The organism is Enterococcus sp. DIV2419, from assembly GCF_051711865.1.
Lineage (GTDB): Bacteria > Bacillota > Bacilli > Lactobacillales > Enterococcaceae > Enterococcus > Enterococcus faecalis.
The window spans coordinates 1,752,176-1,776,699 of record NZ_JBIONS010000001.1; the positions used below are offsets into that span (position 1 = coordinate 1,752,176).

Here is a 24,524-nt window from a genome sequence, read left to right on the forward strand (position 1 = left end):
CCAAATTTTCGCAAAACGAGTAATACAGCTTAGCAAATTCTTTTCTCTTTCAGTAGATTTTACTAAATCCATTCCTTGGTAATTTTAATATATAAACGTTTAGCTACTTCAACAGTTAACATGTACGCAATGATGATTCCAAAGAACCATGGCCAGTAGTTAGCCGGAAGTTTCACAAAGTCAAAAACCTCTCTTATGGGCGTTGCTACAATCAAGAAACCGAGTAAGATTGCGCCTAAACTACTTAACATCACAGGCATTGACGCACGACTTTGAATGAATGGTATTTTCCGCGTCCGGACCATATGAACAACTAACGTTTGACTAACAAGTCCCACCATAAACCAACCTGTTTGGAATAAATGTTGAGTTGCCAAACTATTGGCGCTAAACACAAACCACATGACAAGATACGTTAGAATATCGAAAATACTACTTACCGGGCCAATACATATCGTAAATTTCGCTAGTCCGTTCGTTTCCCACCGAACAGGGCTTAATAACTCTTCTTCATCGACATTATCCCAAGGAATTGTCAACTGAGCTACATCATAAATCAAATTTTGAATCAAGAGTTGTAAGGAAAGCATTGGTAGAAATGGTAAAAAGGCACTGGCTACTAAAATTGAAAAGACATTCCCAAAATTAGAACTGATGGTAATTTTAATATATTTCATCATATTGCTAAATACTTTTCGTCCTTCAATCACACCAGATTCCAGTACATTTAAACTTTTTTCCAGTAAAATAATCGAGCTAGCATCTTTAGTAATATCAGCTGCAGTATCTACTGAAATGCCCACATCAGCTTTTCGTAATGCTGGTGCATCATTAATACCATCCCCCATAAAACCAACCGTATGACCTTTTGCTTGTAGCAATTCAATAATTTTAGATTTTTGCATCGGATTTAATTTGGCAAATAAATTAGTTTCTTCCACTTGCGCCCGCAACTCTTCATCTGTCATTGCTTCAATTTGAGAACCTAATAACACATGGGAAACTTCAATACCTACATCTTTACAGACTTTTTTGGCGACAATATCATTATCGCCCGTTAGCACTTTCACGTTGACACCATGTTCATGTAAGGAGCGGATAGCGCTGACAGCTGACTCTTTTGCTGGATCAAGAAAACCCATAAACCCAATCAATGTCATCTCTTTTTCATCTTCAACTGAATAAACTGCTTCTTTATGGACATCTTTTTTTACAGCTACCGCTAACACACGCATCCCTTGTTTGTTCATTTGAACATTCACTCGGCGTAGTTCTTCTCGTACAGCACTGCTTAATGGTACAATTTCGCCATTAATTTGCGCATGCGTGCACACTTCTTCCATTTCTTCCACGGCGCCTTTCGTGATCATCAATTGATGATCATCTGCATTCACGACAACCGTTAAGCGGCGTCTGGAAAAATCAAAAGGAATTTCATCAATTTTAGTGACATTTTTAAACGGCGTTTTCCATTGATGCTCTTCATAAAAATTAATAACGGCAATATCCATTAAATTTTTCCAACCTGTTTGATAAGAAGAATTTAAGTAGGCTAAATTTAGAACCTCGTCACTCAAATCACCTAATGGATTCAAATGTTGAACCAAAACTACACGATCTTCGGTAATCGTTCCAGTCTTATCTGTACAGAGCACATCCATACCACCCAAATTTTGGATAGCCGCTAATTCTTTAACAATGACTTTATGTTTCGATAAGGATAATGCACCCTTGGCTAAGTTACTCGTAACAATCATTGGCAACATTTCTGGTGTCAAACCAACTGCAACGGCAATCGCGAAGAAAAACGCTTCGCCCCAAGCACCTTTAGTTAAACCATTAATCAAGAAAACGATTGGAAATAAAATCATTACCATTCGTAATAAAAACTTACTGACTTTTGCTAAGCCTAAGTCAAAACTAGTTTTTCCTCGTTGTGTTGTAGCATTTTTAGCAATATCACCAAAAAATGTATGTTGCCCAGTTTTTAAAATAATCGCTTTTCCTTGTCCACTCAAGACATCTGTGCCCATAAACACTAGGTCTTGCATATCTAATGCAGAAACCTCTGTTTGTTGACGATCCACACCTGCATCCACAAATTTTTCGACAGGCATGGATTCACCTGTTAGTGACGATTGATTAACGAATAAATCTTTGGTCCAAATCAACACGGCATCTGCAGGAATCATGTCTCCTGTAGCTAAAGTTACAATGTCTCCTGGAACAATTTCGTCCATTGGAATTTCTTTCGTAATTCCTTCCCGTGTCACTGCAGCGGTATTTTCAATTAATTCTTTTAAATCCAAACTCGCTTTTTGAGAACGATATTCTTGTATAAAAGCAATCAAGACACTGGCTAAAATCATCACGCCCATCACGATAGCGGCTTCGAAATCTTTCGTTAAAGTTGAAACGACCATCAATAAGGCTAAGACATAGACAAATGGATCTTTGAATGCACTTAAAAATAAAATAATTGCTGGGGTTGGCTTTTGTGCAGAAACTTCGTTTGGTCCAAATTCCTCTAATCTTTTTTCGGCATCTTCATTCGAGAGTCCTTTTTCAGATGTCCGTAATTCCATCATTAATTCCCGTTCAGAAAGCAACGCCAATTTACGTAATTCTTGATCTTTGGTTGCTTTTCTCATATCCATTGTTTTTTTGTTCATCATTTTCTTTTCCTCCAAGGTTGTGGTCACCTGCCGAAAAGAGTGCTAAAATCTTCTCCTTTCGTTGGTGACTGTATTTTGTTTCTCTGTTCACTTCCAGGGTCTTCCATGACAGTCATCCTTTCTTTTTCTTATTTATACTTCCAGTGAATAATTGCTTTTTTGCCAAACACACAAAAAAAGGACCTACTCAACAATAGAGTACGTCCCAAAATACCATCTTTAAATAAGATTCTCTATCGTTGAGCTTTAGCACTATAGGGCGTAGATAACATGTATCAGCTACATTATGAATAACCTTCACGATTATTCCTGTTCAACCAACTAAGGGTCTCTCGATCCTTTCGCGGCAGCAGCATTTGTCCAAATAGGAGCCTCACCTAACAATTATTCAGTTTCTATCCACTTCTTATAATAGAGGAGTTTGACATTCTTGTCAAAAGATTTATGACTTTTTTGTTATAAATAAAAAATAACTACTTTAAAATTTCCTTTATTTCTGCTTTTCGCTCAGGAATAAACCACATGACTAAAACAATCGTATCAATAATCAGGACAGCGATTGGCGCTACTAGTTTGCCTACAATCAACGCAATAATATTCAACACAATCGAAAGCGTTAATTTTGGATAGTGGCCAAACAAACGTTGTACTTCGGATTTGGGCCCATTTGCCTGAATCAATGCCCGCACCACTAGATAATAAGCAACATCAGCTCCTAATACTACTAAGCCATACAAAGCTTGTGGCGGCCAAGAAAACGGATGTTCACCCACCCAACCAGTAACAAACGGGAAAAATGTCAACGTCAAAATTAATAAATTATTCATCCAAAGGACACGTCCATCAATTTTACGGACACTTTGAAATAAATGATGATGATTGTTCCAATAAATCAATAAAGTAACAAAACTAATTAAATAAATAATGATTTTGTGTCCAGATTGAGTCAGAGCAGACCAATCTGCTTTTTCAGGAATTTTTAATTCTAAAATTAATAACGTTAAAATAATCGCAATGACTGCATCTGTAAATGCTTCTACACGTGTTTTCGGCATCATTTCCCCCTACTTTCATAAAATTAAACAACTTACCCAAAGTAAGTATAACGCATTTCTGTAAAAATTCAATTATTTATGAAGTCTCTCGGTTGTTGAAGTTCCTAAAAACGAGTGCAAGAGTCCTACTTAAAAGTAAGCCTCTTGCACTCGTTATAGAACAAATCAGTTATTGGAAGACCCCTGCCTGATAAGGTGCTAACTGCATCCGTTTCTTCACCGTAAAATCTTGATTCCCTAACAATTGTTGCCACTTTCTGCCTAGTAATTTATTCGGCAAGTCAAATTGGCACTTTCCTCCACTTAAATTGACAATCACTAACGCTGTTGCCTCAGTTGTTTTTCTTAAAAAAGCAAAAACAGACGGATGATTGGGCGCTAATAGTTCAAACTGTCCATCTGTAAAGACTGGATTTTCTTTCCGCAACGCAATTAACTTTTTATAATAATTCAACACGGATTGCGCATCCGTTTCTTGGTCAGTCACATTTATTTCTTTGAAATTGGGATGAATTGCTAACCACGGATGCCCCGAGGTGAATGAACTTGCCTCTTGATTCGTCCACTGCATAGGCGTACGCGAATGGTCCCGCGTCCAATGCGCCACTTCTTTTAATGCTTGTTTCGCATCGTAGCCATTTTCTATAAGCAAACGATAATGGTTATGGGAATCTTTAGCATCTAACTCGTCAATCTGTTGAAACGGATAATTAACCATGCCGATTTCCTGTCCTTGATAAATAAACGGCGTTCCTCGCAAGAGCAAGGCGATTGTTCCAATCGCCTTAGCAGAATGAGAGGTTTCATTGCCTAAAATTGAATTGATTCTGGGATTATCATGATTTTCTACATATAATGCATTCCAGCCTTCTGTCCCTAAATGCTTTTGCCAGCGAGCCATTACTTTTTTATAGCCTAAAATATTTAACCGTTCTTCTCCTGGCTTCCCTTCTCGAACATTGTGCTCTAATTCAAAAATCATATTCAGATAGCCCGCATCATTGGTCCATTCCACCGCTTTTTTACTTGAAACGCCACTAGCTTCCCCCACTGTCATGATGTCATACTCAGCAAAAATAGCTTTCAAATCCAGCATATAGTCTTCAATGCCTTTTACATTCATAAAGGGAGCCCACGGATTCGTGGTAATTTTAAAATCCCAAGGTTCTTTTTGGATATGACTAATCGCATCCAATCGGAAACCATCAATTCCCAAATCTAACCACCAGCGAATCATCGCATAAATCTCTTCACGAACTTTAGGATTTTTCCAGTTCAAATCAGGTTGCTCTTTTGCAAACACATGAAAATATGCTTGCTTTGTATCCTCGTCATACGTCCAAGTCGAGCCACCAAAAAAGCTTTGCCATTCATTCGGCATACGTTCTGGTGTCGCATCGGCCCATAAATAATACTCACGATACGGATTATCTAAACTTTTTTTTGCTTCAACAAACCACGGATGTTGATCACTTGTATGATTGACCACTAAATCAAGAATAATCTTCAAACCTAATTGATGCGCTTGGTCCAAAAGTTCTTGAAAATCTTCCATCGTACCAAATTCTGGCTGAATCCCTTGATAATCCGCAATATCATAACCGTTGTCAACGTTTGGCGAAGTGTAAATCGGATTTAACCATAAAAAATCGACCCCTAGTTCTTTTAAATACGGTAATTTCTCAATAATTCCCTGCAAATCACCAATGCCATCCCCGTTGCTATCTTTAAAACTCCGAGGATAAATTTGATAACCGACAGCATTTTTCCACCATTGTTCCATCTTATTGACTCACTTTCACAACAAATGCTTGCCAAGGCGCTAACGAATAGTCTGCTAAAGCAGTGACATCTGTCGGCATATTTTCAATCATTACTTGTTCTACATGAACGTCTGCAGAAAATGGCTGAACTTTGTCAGAAAAGTTTGTTACAACAAGCCAGCGTTCCTCACCATAGGTACGATAAAAACTGATCACTTCGTCCACTGTTTCCAGCAATTCAAAGTCGCCCCAAACAATTAAAGGATGTTCTTTTCTCAAACGAATCATTTCTTGGTACGTATAGAATAGTGAATTTTTATCTGCCAAAGCAGCAGCGACGTTAATCGTTTGATAATTGGAATTAACATCAATCCAAGGTGTACCCGTCGTAAAGCCAGCATTTTTTTCAGCGGTCCACTGCATAGGCCGGCGTGCATTGTCGCGACCTTTAGTATTAATTTTCAGCAAAATTTCTTCTTTAGAATATCCTTTTTCTAGATACTCATGGTACATGTTAATCGTTTCGATGTCCCGCGCTTCACGAATATCTGTGATCGGCGTATTGGTCATACCAATTTCTTCCCCTTGATAAATATAAGGTGTGCCTTTCATCATGTGCAGTAAAATAGCGAATAACTTACTACTTTCCAACCAATATTCTTGATCATTTCCCCAACGTGAAATCATTCTCGGTAAATCATGGTTATTCCAAAATAAAGAATTCCAGCCATCATTTCCTAATTCTGTTTGCCATTTTGCAAAAACCTGTTTCAACTTGGCAACTTCCATTGGCTGAAGGTCCCATTTTTCTTTACCTGGTTGTTGATCCAAGCTCATATGTTCAAACTGAAAAATCATGGATAATTCATGACGCTCTGGACTAGAGTACATTTTTGCAATTTCAGGTGTGGCCCCCCATGTTTCACCTACAGTTAACAGCTCTTTGCCGCCAAATGTCGCGGCGTTCATTTCTTGTAAATAACGATGTAAATGAGGTCCATTCGCGGTGATCTCTTCTCCTGGAATTTTACCCACTAAGTCAATTACATCTAAACGGAAACCGCCAATTCCTTTATCAATCCAAAAATTCATCATCTCGTAAACCGACTGACGCATTTGTTGGTTTTCCCAATTTAAATCTGGTTGTTTTTTACTAAACAAATGCAAATAGTATTGCCCACTCGCTTCATCAAACGTCCACGCCGAACCCGAAAAGGCAGATTTCAATCGGTTAGGCACACCGCCATCTGAAGCAGGATCAGCCCATACATAATAGTCTCGGTAGGGGTTCTCCTTGCTTTTTTTCGCTTCAATAAACCAACGATGTTCATCTGACGTATGGTTAACCACTAAGTCCATAATAATTTCAATCTTTCGCTTTTTCGCTTCCTCAATTAGACGATCCATATCCGCCATCGTCCCAAACTCTGTCATAATCGCTTCATAATCAGAAATGTCATAACCATTGTCATCATTGGGTGATTGATAAACTGGTGATAACCAAATAGCCCCAATGCCTAACGTTTCCAAATAATCCAATTTTTCAATAATTCCTGGTAAATCTCCAATGCCATCTCCATTGCTATCCTTAAAACTGCGAGGATAAATCTGATAAACCACGACTTCTTGCCACCAATGTTTTTCCATTCTTCTTCACATTCCTTTGCTTAATTATTATGCTTGATATAAAAGAAAACCTTTTGGTAAAACCATTATCTGTTCTGAAGCAATTTCGATAGAAGAACTTAGCAAAACTTCTCGATCAGTTCTATCGACAAATTGTGTCTCTTGGCCAGTATTAAAAATCCCATAGATCGTTTGTTCCTCCAAACGACAAGCGAGTCTAATCAACCCCGTTTCAAAAGAAGTGCCTGTCCAATCGATTGTTCCACCAGAAAAAACAGCCGCATACTTTTTGCGAAGGGCAATCAATGATTTTACAAATTCCTTCAAATCCAAATCTTGCTGATTTTCCTCCCAAACCATACAACGACGACAATCAGGATCCATATCACCTGTCATACCAATTTCATCACCATAGTAAAGACAAGGGACGCCTGGTTGAATATACGTAAACGCTAATACTTGGCGCATCAGCTCTTTATCCTCTTTCGTTTCATGCAATAAGCGTGGTGTATCGTGGGAATCTAAAACATTAAACTGCATTTGATTCGTTTGTTGTCGATAAAGCATTAACTGGTTGTTCATTTCAGAGAGCATCTTTTCCAAGGACAGTTCTTGCTTGACAAAGTAGCCCATAATCGCATCTGTGTATGCATAATTCATCACTGCATGAAATTCGTCTCCTTGGAGCCAGCTTTGCGACGAGTGCCAAATTTCTCCTAAAATATAAAAATCTTCTTTTGCGTCATCACATGTTTGCCGGAATTTTTTCCAGAACGCATGATCCACTTCGTTTGCCACATCTAAACGCCAGGCGTCAATATCATATTCCTCAATCCAATAACGAGCAATTTCTAAAAGATAGGCTTGCACTTCTGGATTTGCTGTATTTAATTTAGGCATATGCGGAGTGAATGCAAAAGTATCATAGGTAATGTTGCTTGCTTCTTCAAAATCAGCACTTTCTTCATAGCTAGCTGGAAACTCATTTACGTGGAACCAATCGGCATAAATTGAGTCCTGGCCATTTTTTAACACATCTTGCCATTGAGGCGAAGTGTCCCCCATATGATTAAAAACGGCGTCCAACATAATCTTAATGCCCCGTCGATGACACTCTTCGACTAAACGCTTAAAGGTAGCGCCATCACCAAAAGCTGGGTCAATTTTTAAATAATCAATCGTATCATATTTGTGATTAGAAAACGCTTCAAAAATTGGGCAAAAATATAAGCCGTTAACACCTAAATCTTCAATGTAATCAAGATGATCTAGCACCCCTTGCAAATCCCCACCAAAAAAATCTTGTCGATCTGGTCTTTTAGATCCCCACGGCAACGTCCCTTCAGGATCATTGGCGGGATCACCATTTGCAAAACGCTCTGGAAATATTTGATACCAAACCGTTTCTTTTACCCATTCAGGTGCTTTAAAACGATCGATTTCATGAAAATACGGCATCCGAAAATAATTATTCGCCATCGCTAAATACTTTTCTTCTAAAGTATAAATGCCGTGTTCGCCATAAAACGCCGTCAAGCCATCCGTCCCTACTAAAGTAAAAGCATATGAAAGGCGTTTAAATTTTGCACTTAATGCAATAAACCAGTAATCATATAACTCCGTAGATACTAACTTCTCCATGGTTAACGACTGTTGGTACCACTTTTCTTTCCCTAAAAGATAAGGATCTCCTTGCACTAATTGGACAGAGGCAATGTCGCCTTTTGCCGTACGCAAACGAATATGCATGGTTTCTTCTGTATAAAGATAAGCAAATTCACTTTCTGGACGATGGTAGATTGCAGCAGTGTTCATTTAATTCTCTCCTTTAATTGTCGCTTTTCGTGTATTTTCTAATACTCGAACACATTTTAGCGCAAACGATTGCATTTGTATACCCTTTTTTATTTTTTTATTTAAAATGCTTAATTAGTGGTATACACCACTTTAAACAAACAGTATGTTATTTATAACAAAAAAACTTTTTTAACTTTCTCGATGAAAAACACTTGATTATTTCCGCAATCGGTTGCATAATAAGACTTGTAAAAAATAATTTTTGGAGGGTTCAAAAATGAAAGCGAATTGGAAAAAGATTTTAATGGGCGGTATCCTTTTAAGTGCTTCCGCGGTTTTACTTACTGCCTGTGGTGGCGCAGAAAAAACGAAAGCTGAAAATGAAAGCGGTTCAGCAAATAAAGCAGCTGGTGACGTAAAATTATGGGTTGATACTGAATATATGGGCGTCTTTAAAAAAGTTGTCGCCGATTTTGAAAAAGAAAACCCCGATATTAAAGTTAACTTAACTGCTGGAAATTCGGCAGATGCTAAAAAAGACATTGCAAAAGATCCTAAAGCTGCCGCAGATGTTTTCATGATGCCGCATGATCAAATTGGTCAAATGGCAGAAGCTGGTCTGATTTACCCTAACACAAAATATGAAAAAGAAGTCAAAGAAAACAATATCGATTCGGCAGTAGCAGGAGTCACTTGGAAAGACAAAGTCTATGCCTACCCTTATGCCGTAGAGTCACAAGTTCTTTATTATAACAAAGATACGTATTCTCCAGAGGAAATCAAAACTTGGAAGTCTTTAACTGAAAAAGGCAAAATCGGTACCAATTTTGGCGAAGATGGCGCAAATTATATCTTCGGTCCTCTATTTATGAGTAACGGCGATTACTTATATGGTGAAAATGGCGAAGATCCAAAAGGTACCAACTTTAACAACCAACAAGGTATAGAAGTATTACAATGGATTGCCGATCAAAAAAATAATCCTGGTGTGATCCAATCAAATACAGAAGCATTGTCTAATCTAGGTTCTGGCAAAACGGATGCCTTCCTTTCTGGTCCTTGGTCTAAAAACGATGTAGAAAAAGCTCTTGGCGACAAAATGGGGGCCGCTGCCTACCCAACCATTGATTTTGGCAATGGAGAAAAACAAATGAAAGCTTTCTTGGGCGTTCGTAGTTTTGCTGTCAACCAACAAACACAAGCACCATTGGCCGCAATGACATTAGCAAACTATTTAACCAGTGAAAAAGCACAAATGACTTACTTCAAAGAAATCGGCTTTGTCCCTTCAAACAAAAAATTACAAACAAACGAAGAAATTACACAAGATACTGTTGCAAAAGCTATCTTAGAAATGGCGCAACCAACCCACTCTGTGGTAATGCCAAAAATCCCAGAAATCGTTTCATTCTGGCCTGCGATGGATGCAGTGATCAATGATACGTACAAAGGCAATATCAAACCTGCGGATTATCAAGCAAAATTAGATAAATTAGTCCAAGACACATCAAAAGAAGCAAAAGAATAAAAAGAGTAAAGAAATGGGACGAGCTTCAATCTGCTGTCCCATTTCCTCTATCTTTTTTATTTAAGTAGAAAGTGAGTGAACGAAGATGTTCAAGAAAAAGAAAGCCCAGACGTCATTTCGAGAGGTCTTTAAAAAAGGCGACTTCGCTACAAAACTATCTTTTTTAGTTATGGGTGCTGCAAACTTCGCCAACAAGCAGTGGTTAAAGGGAATCATCTTTTTAACAGCTGAAATTGGCTTTATCTATTGGTTAATCCGTAATGGTTTCCACGCATTAATGATGCTAGGAACACTAGGGACCCAACAGCAAGGATTAGTATATGATGATTCTTTAGGGATTGAAGTTCTAAAAGAAGGCGATAATTCAATGCTCTTATTATTATTCGGAATTGCAGCAATTTTAGTCTGTTTATCGCTAATCATTTTATATGTAATCAATTTAAAAAGCGCCCGTCACCTATATGAATTAAAGACAGCCGGCAAAAAAATTCCAACAACTATGGATGATTTACGCAGCTTGTTAAACGAACGTTTCCATGCAACTTTAATGACGATCCCCTTACTAGGCGTTCTTTTCTTTACCATCTTGCCGTTGTTATATATGATTTCAATTGCTTTTACCAACTACGACCATAACCATTTACCACCGAAAAACCTTTTTACTTGGGTTGGATTGGCAAATCTAGGTAATGTAATCACAGGCGATATGGCTTCAACGTTCTTTCCAGTACTTGGCTGGACCTTGATTTGGGCTGTTTTCGCAACCGCAACTTGTTTCTTTTTTGGAATCATTTTAGCCTTGCTTATCAATACAAAAGGCTTAAAATATAAAGCGTTTTGGCGGACTATTTTTGTTATCACGATGGCCGTACCTCCGTTTGTTTCACTTTTAATTATGCGAAACCTCTTAAATGGTTCCGGACCTATCAATGCTCTGTTGTTAAACTGGGGCTTAATCGATTCTTCTATCCCCTTCTTAACAGATCCGAATTGGGCAAAATTAACCATTATTGTTGTCAATATGTGGATTGGTATTCCTGCTACGATGTTAATCTCTACAGGGATTATCCAAAATCTTCCTGAAGATCAAATCGAAGCAGCTAGAATTGACGGTGCCAATAAATGGCAAATTTTTAAAAGTATTACATTTCCACAAATTCTATTTGTGATGACCCCGGCGCTGATTCAACAGTTTATTGGCAACATCAATAACTTCAATGTCATTTATCTATTAACAGGCGGTGGGCCAGCCAATTCTAACTTCTACGGTGCAGGCTCAACTGACCTTTTAGTTACCTGGCTATACAAATTGACTGTCGATACAATGGATTACAATTTAGCCTCTGTGATTGGTATTTTAATCTTCATTCTCTCCGCAGTCTTCAGTTTAATTGCCTATACACGGACGAATTCATTTAAGGAGGCGTAACTTATGGCTAAAGCAAAAAGTTACCAGAAAAAACAACGCACTGCACTTACCAGCGTTTACATCATTCTAACCATTTTAGCAGTTTTTTGGATGTTCCCCATTGTGTGGATTATCTTAACAAGTTTTCGCGGCGAAGGCGGTGCATTTGTTCCCTATATCATTCCCAAAACATTCACTTTAGAAAACTATAAAGTATTATTAACAAATCAGACTGGCAACTTCCCATTTGTCCGTTGGTTTTTGAACACCTTGTTCGTTTCCATCGCAAGCTGTCTGTTATCAACTTTCATTACAATCGCAATGGCTTATGCGCTGTCCCGGTTGCGTTTCCGCTTAAGAAAACCATTTTTAAAAGTGGCGCTCGTTTTAAATATGTTCCCTGGTTTTATGAGTATGATTGCCGTTTACTATATTTTAAAAGCCTTAAATTTAACTGAAAGTTTATTCGCTTTAATTCTGGTTTACTCTGCAGGCTCGGCGCTAGGTTTTTACATCGCCAAAGGTTTCTTCGACACCATTCCGATGGCTTTAGACGAATCGGCTATGATTGACGGTGCCAACAAGTGGCAAATTTTCACAAAAATTACGTTGCCATTGTCGAAACCAATTATTGTCTATACTTCTTTAACCGCCTTCATGGGCCCTTGGATGGATTTTATTTTCGCAAAAGTTATTATGGGTGATAAAGTTGAAAATTACACCGTTGCGATTGGTCTCTTTTCGATGATGACCAAATCAACAGCCAATTCACTATTCATGGCTTTTACAGCAGGATGTGTGCTAATTGCCATTCCAATTACTATTTTATTTATATTAATGCAACGTTTCTATGTAGAAGGCGTGACTTCTGGCTCTGTCAAAGGCTAGAAAAAACATCGTTTGGTTTATAGCCAAACGATGTTTTTTATTTTTTGGCGTTGTTTTCCTTACACGTTTTTCTTCGTAGCGCTTGATAATTGGACAAAATTTTCATGACCGCCAAAAAGTGTTGATTGACCTCTTGATAATCCTCTAAGGAAAGAACACTAAGCGTTTCAGATAGTTGCTGTTTTACTTGATTTTCTTTTTGCTTAAAGAGCTTCTCGCCTTCTTTTGTCGTATAAACATTAACCACGCGGCGATTTTCTTGATTATGGCGACGTTGAACAATCGCTCGTTCTTCTAACCCCGCAATAGAGCGACTCACTTGAACTTTCGACGTTCCTACTTGGTTGGCTAACTCCGTCATACTAATTCCTTCATTTGTTGCCACAATTAATAAAATTAACATGTCTAACTTGGTTAATTTTAGATCCTCCAAGTCTAGGTCTTTAAAAAGCAATTGGCTCATATATGAAAAAATTTCAGTAAAGACACTAATATCTAAATTTGATGAATGCTTCTCTTTATCCATATGTTCTCCCTCGTTTCCCACCTAGTGTATACTAAATTCACTTGATTATCAAATGGTAATGATTGATTTTTGTTAACTATTATGTTACGTTATACACTAACTTAAGGTTGTGTTGTTGATAAATTGGAAGAAGGATGCGAAAAATATGCTAGAACTCAAAGAGATAAAAAAATATTATACTGTCGGCGGAACGACCACTAAAGCTTTAGATGGCGTCTCTGTCGCTTTTCGAAAACAAGAATTTGTAGCCATTCTGGGTCCCAGCGGCTCTGGTAAAACGACGATGTTGAATGTGATTGGCGGATTGGACAATTACGATTCTGGTGACTTAATCATTAACGGCAAATCAACAAAAAATTTTAAAGAAGCCGACTGGGATGCTTATCGGAATAACTCAATTGGTTTTATTTTTCAAAGTTACAACTTAATTAGTCATCAAGGGATTTTGGATAATGTCGAGCTTGGTATGACACTAAGTGGTATTTCAAAAGCAGAAAGACGCCAAAAAGCCGAAGATGCACTCATCCGTGTCGGTTTGAAGGACCATATCCATAAAAAACCTTCCCAATTATCTGGTGGTCAAATGCAACGGGTTGCCATTGCTCGCGCTTTAGCTAATGATCCCGATATTTTACTTTGTGATGAACCAACTGGTGCATTGGATTCAGAAACCAGTCTGCAAATTATGGCACTTATCCAAGAACTTTCGAAAGAAAAATTAGTTATTATGGTGACCCACAATCCTGAATTAGCTCACGAATACGCTGATCGAATTATTGAATTTTCAGATGGCCAAATTCGTCATGACTCGCGTCCTCATATTGAACATGAAAAAAAAGAACCTTTCGAATTGAAACGCACCAAAATGAAATTCACGACTGCGCTGCGTTTATCTTTTAATAATATCCGCACTAAAAAAGGGCGAACTTTTTTAACCGCCTTTGCTTCAAGTATCGGAATTATCAGTATTGCGATTGTCCTTTCTCTTTCAACAGGATTCCAGAAACAAATTGATAAAACTCAGTCGGAAACGTTAGCGCAATTTCCGATTACCATTTCTAAAATAGCGACAGATCAAGATCCAGAAAGTTTCAATAATCAGGACAAAAAAGGCACCTTCCCGAAAGAAAAAGAAGTGACTGCTAAAATTAGCGATGCGGACCGTGCGCAACACACGAATTTAATTGATCAAAAGTTTATTGACTATGTCAATCACATTGATCCTGAATTAAGTAATAATATCGGCTATACTCGTCTAGTCAATATGAACTTATTAAGAGAAATCAACGGGAAAGCACAAGCTGTCAAATTTTCAAACGATGCACCCGACGGCCAATCAAACGCGATGGCTTCTATGATGGCTGCCCAAACTGGCGTCGGCGTTTCTGCTTTTCCTAAACAACTAGAAAATGGAAAAAACAATTTCTTAAAAGACAATTACTCGTTGCTTGAAGGAAATTATCCAGAAAAAGAAACCGATGTCGTTTTAATCGTCGATAGTAACAATACCACCAATATTAATGCTTTAAAAAATCTTGGCTTTGACGTGAAAGATAATCAAAAGATTGCCTTTTCAGACATTGTTGGCACAAAAATGAAATTAGCCAATAATAATGCATTTTACACCAAATTACCGACAGGCAACTTCATTCCTAACCAAGATTTGCAAGCTGTTTACGATAATCCAGAAAATACCGAATTAACAATTTCAGGGATTTTGCGAATTAAAGATTCTTCAACAATGAATCTATTAGCACCTGGAATTGCTTATAGCGATGCACTTTCAACTAATATGATTGCCAAAAACAAAACCTCTGATATTGTTAAAGCGCAAGAAGCCAGCAACACTAACGTTATGACTAACGAAACATTAGATGCTTCCGCGAAAGAAAACCTGTTGTCTTATTTAGGAGCGAATGAAATCCCTTCAAGTATTATGATTTATCCAAACGATTTCAAATCAAAAGATAAAATTCTTGATTATTTAGATGCTTATAACAAAGGAAAAGATAAAAAAGACCAAATCATCTATTCTGATTTAGCTGGAACAATGACCCGCTTAACAGGTGGTTTAATGGATGCCATCACTTATGTGCTGATTGCATTTGCTGGGATTTCCCTTGTTACAAGTATGATTATGATTGGGATTATCACCTATACTTCTGTCATTGAGCGGACCAAAGAAATCGGTATCCTGAAAGCGTTAGGAGCTCGTAAAAAAGATATTACCCGGGTGTTCGATGCCGAAACTGCTATTTTAGGCGTTGCCTCTGGTATTCTTGGTGTTGTGATTGCCTTTCTCGCAACATTTCCGATCAATGCAGTGCTCTATAACCTGACTGATTTAGAAAATGTTGCCACCTTAAATCCAATTCACGGGATTATTTTGATTGTAATTAGCACAATCTTAACCATGATTGGTGGCCATATTCCTGCCCGAATGGCAGCGAAAAAAGATGCGGCAGTTGCTTTACGTGCAGAATAAATAACAAAAAATAATCCTTTAATTTCTCTTAAAGGATTATTTTTTGTTTGTAATTTTTATAAAACCACCGTATACTAAATGATTGTGAATGCTTAATAAAAAGAAACGAGGTAATTTCATGTTAAAAAAACCATTTTTACTATTTTTTTCACTTTTAGGAGCTATTTTTATTTTAGCTAGTTGTGGCATAGGAAAAGATGCTGTCACTGATACTAAGTACAAAGTTAGTTTGCAGCAAGCTGCTGAAATCTATGAAAAAGAAGCTGGCAACAGCAAACCATTAGTAAATGTCCAATTTGATACAGAACCAGCAAGTGACTACAGCTATATCTTTACTAACGATACAGAAACACTTTACGTGAATCCTGAAACAGGAAAAGTCACCAAAAATACTGAAGCAAATCAACTTGGCGAAAACGAGACAGCCTTTTCAGCTGCTGAAGTCAAAGAATTAGGCGCTGTTAACGACGTTTTAGCCAAAGCAAAAAAAGAAGTTGGAGGACTTTCTCCACGTATTTTGACTTGGAAGTTAACCAAAAATAACAATAAACTTGTTTATACAGTAGATGTTAAAACAACTACGGCAGATGAAAAAGTTACCTTAGATGCCAACAAATAAGCACAAGCGTATAACTTATCACGAAATAACCAAATCTTAAAATACTCTTTGGGACAGAACCTACGCATTCGGAAACCTTAACATTTTCCGAAGCCGATCGTTCTGTCCCAATTTCATTCTTTTAAGTAATAATAATTGTTCGTTACCCCTGCTACCGTTATACTTAGTTTAAAAGAAAAGATGGGAGTATCAATTCATGGTTTATACAGTTGATTTTAAAGAAGTAGCCACTATTGGTTTAGAAAGTTCACCAGTGGCACCTGCCCTTGCTGGACTAAGAGCGAATGAAGCTCGCTATTTTTGGAATAAATACAAACATCGCTTTACGACCGTCCCTGCCTCTGAAGCTCCAGAAACATTGGCCTGGATTGAAAAAATTTTATTAGAACGAGAATTACATTTCCCTTACAAGCCACTTGAAATTTCTTCTTTCACTTTAGATGGCATAAAAATGGCCTATGTATTTTATGAAAACGGCTTAGCAGTTAACGTGATGTACACATTAGCTGAGGAAGGCAAACGCGCCGTTGGGTTTAAACTTTCAGATGGTATGGCAATCCCTGCAGAATTTGAAGGAAAATTCAAATTTGCTCGTCAAAAATCAAAATTAGCTGGAACCATTCGCGGCTCTTATTTTGTCATTAAAGGAACCTATTAAAAAATGCTTTTGCCCTTATTATTAAAGGCAAAAGCATTTTTTTATTTTAATTCTTCAATATAGTTAAATACTTGTTGTCCAGCAATACCGCCTTCACCGACCGCTGTCGTGATTTGACGCAATGTTTTTTCACGGACATCACCAATGGCATAAACACCAGGAATTTTTGTTCTCATTTCTTGGTCTGTTTCAATCCAACCAGCCTCATTCGTAATACCAGCTTTCTTAAATGGTTCTGTTAATGGATCTAGCCCCACGTAAATGAACACGCCGTTTGCTTCAATTTCAGAAACTTCATCTGTTTTGACATTCCGTGCTTTCACACCTGTCACGACCATTTCATTGCCAACAATTTCTTCGACAACTGTATCCCAAACAAAGGAAATCTTTTCATTTGCAAAGGCACGATCTTGAATGATTTTTTGCGCACGCAATTCATCACGACGGTGAACAATCACTACTTCAGAAGCAAATTGTGTTAAATAGATTGCTTCTTCAACTGCAGAATCGCCGCCACCAACAACTACTAAGCGTTTATTTTTAAAGAAGGCACCGTCACAAACGGCACAATAAGAAACACCACGGCCAGCAAATTCTTCTTCGCCTTTTACACCCAATTTTCGGTGTTCACAGCCTGTTGCAATAATTACCGCTTTAGCTTCATAAGATTTGTCATCACAAATCACTTCTTTATAGGATCCGTGGTCTTCGATGCCCATCACAATACCATACGCATTTTCCGTACCAAATTTTTCTACATTTTCATACATTTTATAGGCCAATTCTGGACCCATAATAGAATCAAAGCCTGGGTAATTCTCTACCTCAGCAGTGTTGTTCATTTGCCCACCAGGCGCACCGCGTTCAATCATCAATACAGAAAGATTGGACCGTGATGCATAAAGTGCTGCCGTCATCCCAGCAGGACCGGCACCAATGATAATTACATCATACATTTTATTTCCCCCAAAATTTTAAGTAAGTTTACTTTACTCCTTAAACAATTTCTTGTCTACTTTTCTGCCCTTTTTTGACATTCGGAGTAGGTGTGTCTATTACGTAAGTTATTGTACCACGGTTTTGTGTTTTCTAGGAGGGGGAATGAAGATTAATTTAGCTATTGTATTTAAACCAGAATTCTTCAATTTTTTCTTTGAATGCTATCGTTGGATAATTCCCTCTTAAATCAAAAGTGTGTCTATCATCATCACTAAATTTTATTTGATAATTATAAATAACTTCACTTTCCATTTGTCTGAAAAGTCCTACATCAATGACCTCCGACCAACTACGCACTATTAGAAATCCCTTTTCATGATATGACAAACCATGACTGTCCATTCTATATAAAATGCCACCATATTTTCTGATATACTTAGTCTCATTAATCCCGGTTTCGATTATCAAAAAAGCAAACATACATATTAATTTAAGTAAGGATAAAGCACTGATTAGTATAGCCACTACTGTTAAAAAAACAAAAAAAATTATATTACTTGTCACTGGATTTTTATAGAGTGAAAAGTAAAACCATACCAAGCAAATAAGTGTGACAAAAATAACACCTAGTCCTATACCAATTTTTTTGTACCCATCTGCCTTAGTCAGTCTCACTTCAAATATCTCTTCCTCATTTATAAACTTTTATCTTCTCTTTCCTTACGAGAAAACTCTAATCAGTTCAAAACTATTTAATACCAATCATCAAATCAGTGTATACCTTATTATCTATTACTTGCGGACAATAGAAAATTGGTGAAACAATTGTCAAATCTTCCTGAACAACTATAGTGATTAACTCTTCTAATGCTTTAGAGAATTCAGATAACTTATCGCCTTTTGCTCTAGTTGCTAACATATTGTTCACCTGAAAATAAGATTGGAAACGATATTCTGCTGGAAGATTCTCTTGGCATTCTTCATTGACAGGTAAAAAAACTTGAATCAGCTATTCTTCTTCACGAATGTCAGAATTCATTGAATAGAAAAAGCTGTCTGATAAAGAATAATCTGCTTCAAAAATTGTTTCCAAAGCATCTTCTAAACAACGACCCATCTCCTCTGAAGTCGTTACATAATAACGACTGATGACATTTTGATAATGTAATGATTGTTTATAGCCAATTGTTTTTCTCATTTTTTCACCTACTCTTTTGTTGGGATTAAAACATCTACCCAATATTCATCATAAACTAAGGTCATTACCAACAATAATTTATCATCAAATTCAATCTTTTGTTCCAGCAAGTAATCCGTCATTTCCTCAATATTAGCGCCAAGTTCATCATCAAAAGGAATTCTTTTACGAACTAGATGATCATAATGAATATTTTCTACAGTAAAAATCTCGCCACTTTCAACTGGCTCATTCACAGGAATATAAAATTTATACGTTTGTTCTTCTTCACTTAATTCAGTTGGTTTTAGTTCAATCATTGTTGGTCCATTTTTATAAAAACCTTCTTCATAAGTTAATTCTTCTGATTGTAAAATTAAATCCACTAATTGATCTGTTGTTGCTCGTTTTTCAATATACACTAAATTGTTCATTTCCAATGAAACTTTTTCAATCATCTTTTTCCCTCTTTTCATTAAATTAATTTCCTAAAATCGATCTATTTTTAAATTTTTCAATACCTACCAATTCCTTTGATTGAATCTTTGAAGGCTGGTTTTAAGCCTCCTTGCGTGCTTGGAGTCAAGTAAAGTCTTTGCCTTTTCTCATATCGTTATCAATGCCAGTTAATTTATCAAACTTACTCAACCATTTCCCGGCTTTTTTGATGACTAAAGTGCCGTCTGACATTCGTTTAATTCTGGAAGAAATATAGTTATTTTTTGGTTCTCTTGTTCTTCATCATTTCAATTGAATTCCCATATACAGATGTATTTTCATTTTTTTCTGATTCTTTTTTCCAGTATCTAAGAACTCTTGGAAAGTGAAAGGTCGCAAGTATTTGTAGCGTTGCAATTAGAAACACCATGCCAGTATATGCATAAGTAAAATTATTAATCACTTTACTCACAAAGAAAAATATAATCCCTGCTATTGATAGGCTATTAATAAAGTAGTTTGCATATTTATCTCGTATTTTAAAATGTGAAGTTTTCACTGATTTCCATACTAAGACTGTATTTATAAGAACGCCAATAATCCATAGTAAGTTACTTCCAACCATCCCTAATTTTAAATCAGAAACTGGATTATCTGTCATTGATGCACCTATTGCCATAATTATATAGAACATTAAGATACAAGTAATATACGGAATTATAATTACAAATTTTTGTAGTTTCTCCTTTCTAAACAAAACCAAACCTACAAGATTAGCACATATAGTTCCATAGGATAAATATATGAGTTTATCATTCAAGCTAGTATTTAGTGTTTCTTTCATATCAAGTGAAATAGAGAAAAGAAATAAAATTCCTAATATAAAGACAAATGCACCTATAATGCTAAGGAAGGACTTACTGGTAAAGGATTTTCTTGATACCTTTTTGTAAGTACTCGGGATAAAATTTTTCAACATTTCTTTTATTTGAACCATGCAGATACTCCTTTTACCATTGAATTAATAGCTTTCTTAGCCATATTTGTAGCACCTGTTCTTTTATTTATCTCTTCTAATCCAGCAGAAATAGCAATTCCACCTAGAACTACAGCCCATACTGGGCCACCTGCCACCGCAATTGCACTTCCTACTGTTCCAATAACCGCTGTTGTCACCGCCACTTTCCCGACATCCACCAATGCACCGCCAACTTTACTTGCGGTAATTTCATGCCCTTTCAATCCGTCTTTTCTGGCTTGTTTTTCACTCTTGCTTATTCCTTGAACGACATCTACAGCTCCTAAAGCTATGTTCAACCCTGGCACAATTTTTCCTGCACCTTTTGCATTGACTAATGCTTTAGCATCTTTCACAATACCATTAATCCCAAAACTTACGCTTTTTTTCAACGCACCACCAGCACTCTTTAAAGTTCCTTTGCCAATTCCTTTAACTGATTCTTTGAATGCTTGTTTTGATCCTTTTAATACAACATTTTTATCCACTAACTTCAATTTATCCAGTAATGAATCACCTAAATCAGTAAATTGTTTTAAGCCTCCTGAGGTGCTTAGTCGTGTAAATGATTTCCCTTGTTTTACGTATTTATCAATCCTTATTAATTTATCTAGTTTGCTTAGATATTTTCCAGCTTTATTTATGACCAACTTACCATCTGCCATTCACTTAATTCTGGAAGAAATATAGCTATTTTTTTGTGTTCTTGTTCTTCATCATTTCAATTGAATTACCATAGATTGACGTTTGATCATTATTCGAATTATTTGGTTTCCACAGAAGAAGGATTCTATTTAAATGAATAGTTGCTAAAAGAAGAGTCATGATTAAAATACATGCACAACCTAAGATTCCCAAAAACCAATTATCTGTAAAATCTGATATAAACAGAAATACTATCCCTAATAAACTAACTCCATTGAGCAGAAAGTTAAAAAATTTATCTCTTATTTTATAATTATTTTTGATAACTGAGCGTTTAATAGAGAATAGATATAAAATTTCAGCTATTACAAATGTAACTAAAGTAGCTATACTAACTTCGACAAAAGTTTCAAAAGAATTATCTAATAAAAATGATATACAACCTAGTATCAAAAATATATCCACTATCATAGATACATAGAAAAAAATTCCTGCCCACTTATTTATACTGCTTTTGAAAACATAATTTAAATATATACTTAGATTTACAACTATTATAAATATAGTGATAAAGGTTAATATATCTAGAAATAGCTTATCAATTACTATATCATTACCAAATACATAATAAAAAATCTGCAATAAGAATGTAGCTAAAAGTATATACAAGCCTCTTTTTATTGTTCTGGTTGTTATTTTTTTCTTGCTCCTTATTTTGTATTGATTTGGAATGTAATTTTTTATTATATCTTTCATTTTCCCCACCCCCGAATGCCTTTTATCATTGAATTAACTCCATGTTTTAAATTTTCTGTTGCTTTAAACTTCTTATCTAAGAAATTTATTCCCCAGGACATTGCAATACCTGCTCCTACCACACCCTCAACAGGAGCGCCAAAAAATCCTGCTACAGCACCAGCCGCTCCTATCGCCGCCGTTGTCACCGCCACTTTTCCAATATTTACCAATACCTTGTTATCTTTTCCGATTCAATTAATAGCTTTACCAACCATTATTTTTTGTTTATCTTCTTCATCATTTCAATTGAATTGCCATATACAGAGGCATTTTCATTTTTTTCTGGTTCTTTTTTCCAATATTTCAACACTCTTGGTATATGATATACAGCAATAATTTGTAAAACGGATAATATTAAAACACAACCTATATATAAATAATTATAATCATCAGATATTTGAGAAACGGCAGCTAAGGCAATAGCTACACCAGATAATCCATTTATATAATAATTTGCATATTTATCTCTGTAATTCATGTTATTTTTTACTAAAGATAAGCTCACCAAAATGCTATTTATTAACACTCCTACTATCCATAATACATTTAAAATCAAACTACCTTTAACTATCAGCTTTATGGGATTCTCAATTAAAAATCCTAAAACGATTAAAACAAAATACAAAAATATGATACCTGATATATATGCGATACAGGCGCTAATATTTTTTGTTTTTTCCCTTTTCATCAAAAATATCCCTAACAGATTTAACAATATAATAACTAAGCCACTAATTATTACAAAATTTTTAAAGTTAATAGATACTACACTAAAATTAGATTTTAAATTTTCTGAAATACTAATCATAACTAAAAAAAACTCTATTACTAAATATCCCCCTATTAAACTAAAAAAAGATTTAGCATTGTAATCTTTTTTTGATACTTTTTTGTAAAAACTTGGGATAAAATTTTTCAATATTTCTTTTGTTTGAACCATCCAGACACTCCTTTTATCATTGAATTAACGGCTTTCTTTCCCATGTTAGTTATTCCTATTCGCTTATCGGCTTCTGCTATAGCTAGAGAAGCTAATATACCTCCTCCAACAACTACCCATACAGGGGCACTTGCAGCTGCAATTAAACCTCCGACCGCTCCTATCGCCGCTGTTGTCACCGCCACTTTCCCGACATCCACCAATGCTCCGCCAACTTTACTTGCGGTAATTTCATGCCCTCTCAATCCGTCTTTTCTTGCTAGTCCCTCACTCTTGCTTATTCCTTGCACAACCTCCACAGCACCTGCCGCTATGTTTAATCCAGGAATAATTTTTCCTGCACCTTTTGCATTGATTAATGCTTTGGCATCTTTCACAACACCGTTAACACCAAAAGATAATCCTTTCTTTAACGATTTTCCCATCGATTTTAGAGTTCCCTTTGCGACTCCTTTAATACTTGCTTTACTAAAAGCTTCACCAGATTCTCTTAGAATAGCCTTCTTATCTACTAAATCTAATTTGCCTAATAATTTATCTCCTAGTTTAGTAAATTCCTTTGCGGTCCCCGATGCAGTGATACTTAATGACCGGTGACCTTTTGGCACATAATCATCAATATCTGCTAATTGATCTAATTTTTTTAGCCAGCCTTTTGCTCGTCTCATTACCAATTTTCCATTCGGCAGACGTTTGATACGACTAGAAATGTATAATTTTTTCATATGGTTTATATATTTTTTTCCTGAAACAACGCCTTTTGCTATCGCATGATTAATTAATTTATCTAGTTCGTCTAACTTTTTTTCTGTTAAATTACCATCCATAGCCATTAAAATTGGATGGTCTTTTTCAAAAGCAAGTCTATCTTTTTCTTCTTCCTGGACTTTTTTATGTGCTTCTTTTATTTCATTTTTAAATGTCTTATCCGTAAAAATTGCCAATGATTTGGGATTGGTATAGCTTAATCCTCCGACGTTTGTGATTTGACTAGATTGTTGGGCTAGTTTGTCTTTTACAGCACTGTCTGCTTTGTGTCCGTTAAAGGTATCCATGCCTTTCAATGTTTCCGTCAAGACTTTCTTAGCCTCTTCCATTTTTTTATTAAATTGATTGGATGGTGCGGAAATAGGGACGATATGTGCTACAGAACTGTAGATGTTGCTAATTTTCTTATCTAATTTCGCAAAATTTGATAACGGTGTTGAAAATTTTCCTTTTGCTTCATTTAAGGCGTCTGTATCAATGATGGCTGAGTCACTATTTTCCTTCACACTAGCTTTAAAATCACTAATTGTTTTTTCCATTTCTTGTGCTATTGTATGTAAAAGATCATAATAATTGGTTAGCATCGGTAGTTGGTAATTACCAATTTCACCATTAATAGCTGTTTTGACTTTTCCAGATAAAGCATCGCTTCCTTGGACTGTTTTCCAATCGCTTTTGGCACGATTGATTTCTGCTTGTAGTTTATTTCTGGAAGAAGTAATTTTGTTTTTAGCTTCCATCACTTCACGCATATTAATTTTCATTTACCCACC

At 36.2% G+C, this 24,524-nt stretch carries 23 protein-coding genes and 1 riboswitch; of the genes, 6 read left to right on the plus strand and 17 right to left on the minus strand.

Translation table 11 applies throughout. From position 1 onward, the window contains the following. Positions 1–62: 62 nt before the first annotated feature. The 5 genes from mgtA to IGI97_RS08230 all read right to left on the minus strand — a co-directional run bounded on the left by mgtA (position 63) and on the right by IGI97_RS08230 (position 8,934). On the minus strand, positions 63–2,675 hold the full coding sequence (gene mgtA, locus IGI97_RS08210) for a magnesium-translocating P-type ATPase (RefSeq protein WP_438738377.1): 2,613 nt from the start codon (positions 2,673–2,675) through the stop codon (positions 63–65). Between the two features lie 224 nt (positions 2,676–2,899). Next, positions 2,900–3,067, minus strand: a riboswitch (M-box (ykoK) riboswitch). An 81-nt stretch (positions 3,068–3,148) separates the two neighbouring features. Beyond that, positions 3,149–3,730, minus strand: a complete 582-nt coding sequence (locus IGI97_RS08215; RefSeq protein ID WP_002392546.1) for a TMEM175 family protein — start codon at positions 3,728–3,730, stop codon at positions 3,149–3,151. A gap of 169 nt (positions 3,731–3,899) precedes the next feature. Continuing rightward, complete coding sequence (locus IGI97_RS08220; RefSeq protein WP_438738379.1) at positions 3,900–5,513, minus strand: glycoside hydrolase family 13 protein; 1,614 nt, start codon at positions 5,511–5,513, stop codon at positions 3,900–3,902. Position 5,514: 1 nt separating this feature from the next. Beyond that, positions 5,515–7,140, minus strand: coding sequence for a glycoside hydrolase family 13 protein (locus IGI97_RS08225; RefSeq protein WP_104890972.1), 1,626 nt, complete (start codon positions 7,138–7,140; stop codon positions 5,515–5,517). A 27-nt stretch (positions 7,141–7,167) separates the two neighbouring features. Then, the gene (locus tag IGI97_RS08230; RefSeq protein ID WP_325820811.1) at positions 7,168–8,934 is read right to left on the minus strand and encodes a glycoside hydrolase family 13 protein; all 1,767 of its coding nucleotides are present in this window, start codon (positions 8,932–8,934) and stop codon (positions 7,168–7,170) included. A gap of 259 nt (positions 8,935–9,193) precedes the next feature. Here IGI97_RS08230 and IGI97_RS08235 point away from each other — a divergent pair, with 259 nt between their 5' ends. The 3 genes from IGI97_RS08235 to IGI97_RS08245 all read left to right on the plus strand — a co-directional run bounded on the left by IGI97_RS08235 (position 9,194) and on the right by IGI97_RS08245 (position 12,740). After that, the gene (locus IGI97_RS08235) at positions 9,194–10,444 is read left to right on the plus strand and encodes an extracellular solute-binding protein (RefSeq protein WP_002382263.1); all 1,251 of its coding nucleotides are present in this window, start codon (positions 9,194–9,196) and stop codon (positions 10,442–10,444) included. Positions 10,445–10,529: 85 nt separating this feature from the next. Then, on the plus strand, positions 10,530–11,873 hold the full coding sequence (locus tag IGI97_RS08240) for a carbohydrate ABC transporter permease (protein WP_002357775.1): 1,344 nt from the start codon (positions 10,530–10,532) through the stop codon (positions 11,871–11,873). 3 nt (positions 11,874–11,876) lie between these two features. Then, on the plus strand, positions 11,877–12,740 hold the full coding sequence (locus IGI97_RS08245) for a sugar ABC transporter permease (protein WP_002360454.1): 864 nt from the start codon (positions 11,877–11,879) through the stop codon (positions 12,738–12,740). Positions 12,741–12,777: 37 nt separating this feature from the next. Here IGI97_RS08245 and IGI97_RS08250 read toward each other — a convergent pair whose 3' ends face one another. After that, positions 12,778–13,287, minus strand: coding sequence for a MarR family winged helix-turn-helix transcriptional regulator (locus IGI97_RS08250; protein WP_002365578.1), 510 nt, complete (start codon positions 13,285–13,287; stop codon positions 12,778–12,780). A gap of 124 nt (positions 13,288–13,411) precedes the next feature. Between IGI97_RS08250 and IGI97_RS08255 the strand changes: the two genes are divergently transcribed. The 3 genes from IGI97_RS08255 (at position 13,412) to IGI97_RS08265 (ending at position 17,028) form a co-directional block, all read left to right on the plus strand. Continuing rightward, positions 13,412–15,751, plus strand: a complete 2,340-nt coding sequence (locus IGI97_RS08255) for an ABC transporter ATP-binding protein/permease (RefSeq protein ID WP_002360456.1) — start codon at positions 13,412–13,414, stop codon at positions 15,749–15,751. A 118-nt stretch (positions 15,752–15,869) separates the two neighbouring features. After that, on the plus strand, positions 15,870–16,370 hold the full coding sequence (gene camE / locus IGI97_RS08260; protein WP_002358931.1) for a plasmid sex pheromone cAM373 precursor: 501 nt from the start codon (positions 15,870–15,872) through the stop codon (positions 16,368–16,370). Between the two features lie 196 nt (positions 16,371–16,566). Beyond that, the gene (locus tag IGI97_RS08265; protein WP_002355960.1) at positions 16,567–17,028 is read left to right on the plus strand and encodes a hypothetical protein; all 462 of its coding nucleotides are present in this window, start codon (positions 16,567–16,569) and stop codon (positions 17,026–17,028) included. 41 nt (positions 17,029–17,069) lie between these two features. On the opposite strand, the gene trxB is transcribed toward IGI97_RS08265, so the two are convergent. From trxB to IGI97_RS08320, 11 genes are all read right to left on the minus strand, one after another. Continuing rightward, the gene (trxB, locus tag IGI97_RS08270) at positions 17,070–17,984 is read right to left on the minus strand and encodes a thioredoxin-disulfide reductase (RefSeq protein ID WP_002357780.1); all 915 of its coding nucleotides are present in this window, start codon (positions 17,982–17,984) and stop codon (positions 17,070–17,072) included. A 157-nt stretch (positions 17,985–18,141) separates the two neighbouring features. Then, a complete protein-coding gene (locus tag IGI97_RS08275) occupies positions 18,142–18,642 on the minus strand; it encodes a hypothetical protein (RefSeq protein WP_002357781.1) in 501 nt (166 codons plus the stop codon). Positions 18,643–18,715: 73 nt separating this feature from the next. Then, entirely contained in the window at positions 18,716–18,976 is a 261-nt protein-coding gene (locus IGI97_RS08280; protein ID WP_438738799.1) for a DUF5085 family protein, read from the minus strand. Then, a complete protein-coding gene (locus IGI97_RS08285; RefSeq protein WP_438738381.1) occupies positions 18,977–19,165 on the minus strand; it encodes a hypothetical protein in 189 nt (62 codons plus the stop codon). Between the two features lie 8 nt (positions 19,166–19,173). Continuing rightward, entirely contained in the window at positions 19,174–19,620 is a 447-nt protein-coding gene (locus tag IGI97_RS08290; protein WP_002357783.1) for a hypothetical protein, read from the minus strand. A 239-nt stretch (positions 19,621–19,859) separates the two neighbouring features. Next, the gene (locus IGI97_RS08295; protein WP_438738383.1) at positions 19,860–20,579 is read right to left on the minus strand and encodes a hypothetical protein; all 720 of its coding nucleotides are present in this window, start codon (positions 20,577–20,579) and stop codon (positions 19,860–19,862) included. Further along, positions 20,567–21,265: a hypothetical protein gene (locus IGI97_RS08300; RefSeq protein ID WP_438738385.1), complete on the minus strand. Its 699-nt coding sequence runs from the start codon at positions 21,263–21,265 to the stop codon at positions 20,567–20,569. The genes IGI97_RS08295 and IGI97_RS08300 overlap by 13 nt, the downstream gene beginning before the upstream one ends. Before the next feature lie 25 nt (positions 21,266–21,290). Further along, positions 21,291–22,001 (minus strand): hypothetical protein, encoded by a 711-nt coding sequence (locus IGI97_RS08305; RefSeq protein WP_438738387.1) that lies wholly within the window; start codon positions 21,999–22,001, stop codon positions 21,291–21,293. Next, positions 21,998–22,189 carry a hypothetical protein gene (locus IGI97_RS08310; RefSeq protein WP_438738389.1) on the minus strand — a complete coding sequence of 64 codons (192 nt, stop codon included), beginning with the start codon at positions 22,187–22,189 and terminating at the stop codon, positions 21,998–22,000. Before IGI97_RS08310 ends, IGI97_RS08305 begins: the two co-directional genes overlap by 4 nt. Before the next feature lie 68 nt (positions 22,190–22,257). Further along, a complete protein-coding gene (locus tag IGI97_RS08315) occupies positions 22,258–22,983 on the minus strand; it encodes a hypothetical protein (RefSeq protein ID WP_057086931.1) in 726 nt (241 codons plus the stop codon). After that, positions 22,959–24,515, minus strand: coding sequence for a T7SS effector LXG polymorphic toxin (locus tag IGI97_RS08320; RefSeq protein WP_438738391.1), 1,557 nt, complete (start codon positions 24,513–24,515; stop codon positions 22,959–22,961). The genes IGI97_RS08315 and IGI97_RS08320 overlap by 25 nt, the downstream gene beginning before the upstream one ends. Positions 24,516–24,524 lie beyond the last annotated feature (9 nt).

Coding starts and splice junctions, on each gene's coding strand:
- mgtA (WP_438738377.1), bottom strand. CDS start 2,675: ATGATGAACAAAAAAACAATGGATATGAGAAAAGCAACCAAAGATCAA.
- IGI97_RS08215 (WP_002392546.1), bottom strand. CDS start 3,730: ATGCCGAAAACACGTGTAGAAGCATTTACAGATGCAGTCATTGCGATT.
- IGI97_RS08220 (WP_438738379.1), bottom strand. CDS start 5,513: ATGGAACAATGGTGGAAAAATGCTGTCGGTTATCAAATTTATCCTCGG.
- IGI97_RS08225 (WP_104890972.1), bottom strand. CDS start 7,140: ATGGAAAAACATTGGTGGCAAGAAGTCGTGGTTTATCAGATTTATCCT.
- IGI97_RS08230 (WP_325820811.1), bottom strand. CDS start 8,934: ATGAACACTGCTGCAATCTACCATCGTCCAGAAAGTGAATTTGCTTAT.
- IGI97_RS08235 (WP_002382263.1), top strand. CDS start 9,194: ATGAAAGCGAATTGGAAAAAGATTTTAATGGGCGGTATCCTTTTAAGT.
- IGI97_RS08240 (WP_002357775.1), top strand. CDS start 10,530: ATGTTCAAGAAAAAGAAAGCCCAGACGTCATTTCGAGAGGTCTTTAAA.
- IGI97_RS08245 (WP_002360454.1), top strand. CDS start 11,877: ATGGCTAAAGCAAAAAGTTACCAGAAAAAACAACGCACTGCACTTACC.
- IGI97_RS08255 (WP_002360456.1), top strand. CDS start 13,412: ATGCTAGAACTCAAAGAGATAAAAAAATATTATACTGTCGGCGGAACG.
- camE (WP_002358931.1), top strand. CDS start 15,870: ATGTTAAAAAAACCATTTTTACTATTTTTTTCACTTTTAGGAGCTATT.
- IGI97_RS08265 (WP_002355960.1), top strand. CDS start 16,567: ATGGTTTATACAGTTGATTTTAAAGAAGTAGCCACTATTGGTTTAGAA.
- trxB (WP_002357780.1), bottom strand. CDS start 17,984: ATGTATGATGTAATTATCATTGGTGCCGGTCCTGCTGGGATGACGGCA.
- IGI97_RS08285 (WP_438738381.1), bottom strand. CDS start 19,165: ATGAGAAAAACAATTGGCTATAAACAATCATTACATTATCAAAATGTC.
- IGI97_RS08290 (WP_002357783.1), bottom strand. CDS start 19,620: ATGAAAAGAGGGAAAAAGATGATTGAAAAAGTTTCATTGGAAATGAAC.
- IGI97_RS08295 (WP_438738383.1), bottom strand. CDS start 20,579: ATGGTTCAAATAAAAGAAATGTTGAAAAATTTTATCCCGAGTACTTAC.
- IGI97_RS08300 (WP_438738385.1), bottom strand. CDS start 21,265: ATGGCAGATGGTAAGTTGGTCATAAATAAAGCTGGAAAATATCTAAGC.
- IGI97_RS08305 (WP_438738387.1), bottom strand. CDS start 22,001: ATGAAAGATATAATAAAAAATTACATTCCAAATCAATACAAAATAAGG.
- IGI97_RS08315 (WP_057086931.1), bottom strand. CDS start 22,983: ATGGTTCAAACAAAAGAAATATTGAAAAATTTTATCCCAAGTTTTTAC.
- IGI97_RS08320 (WP_438738391.1), bottom strand. CDS start 24,515: ATGAAAATTAATATGCGTGAAGTGATGGAAGCTAAAAACAAAATTACT.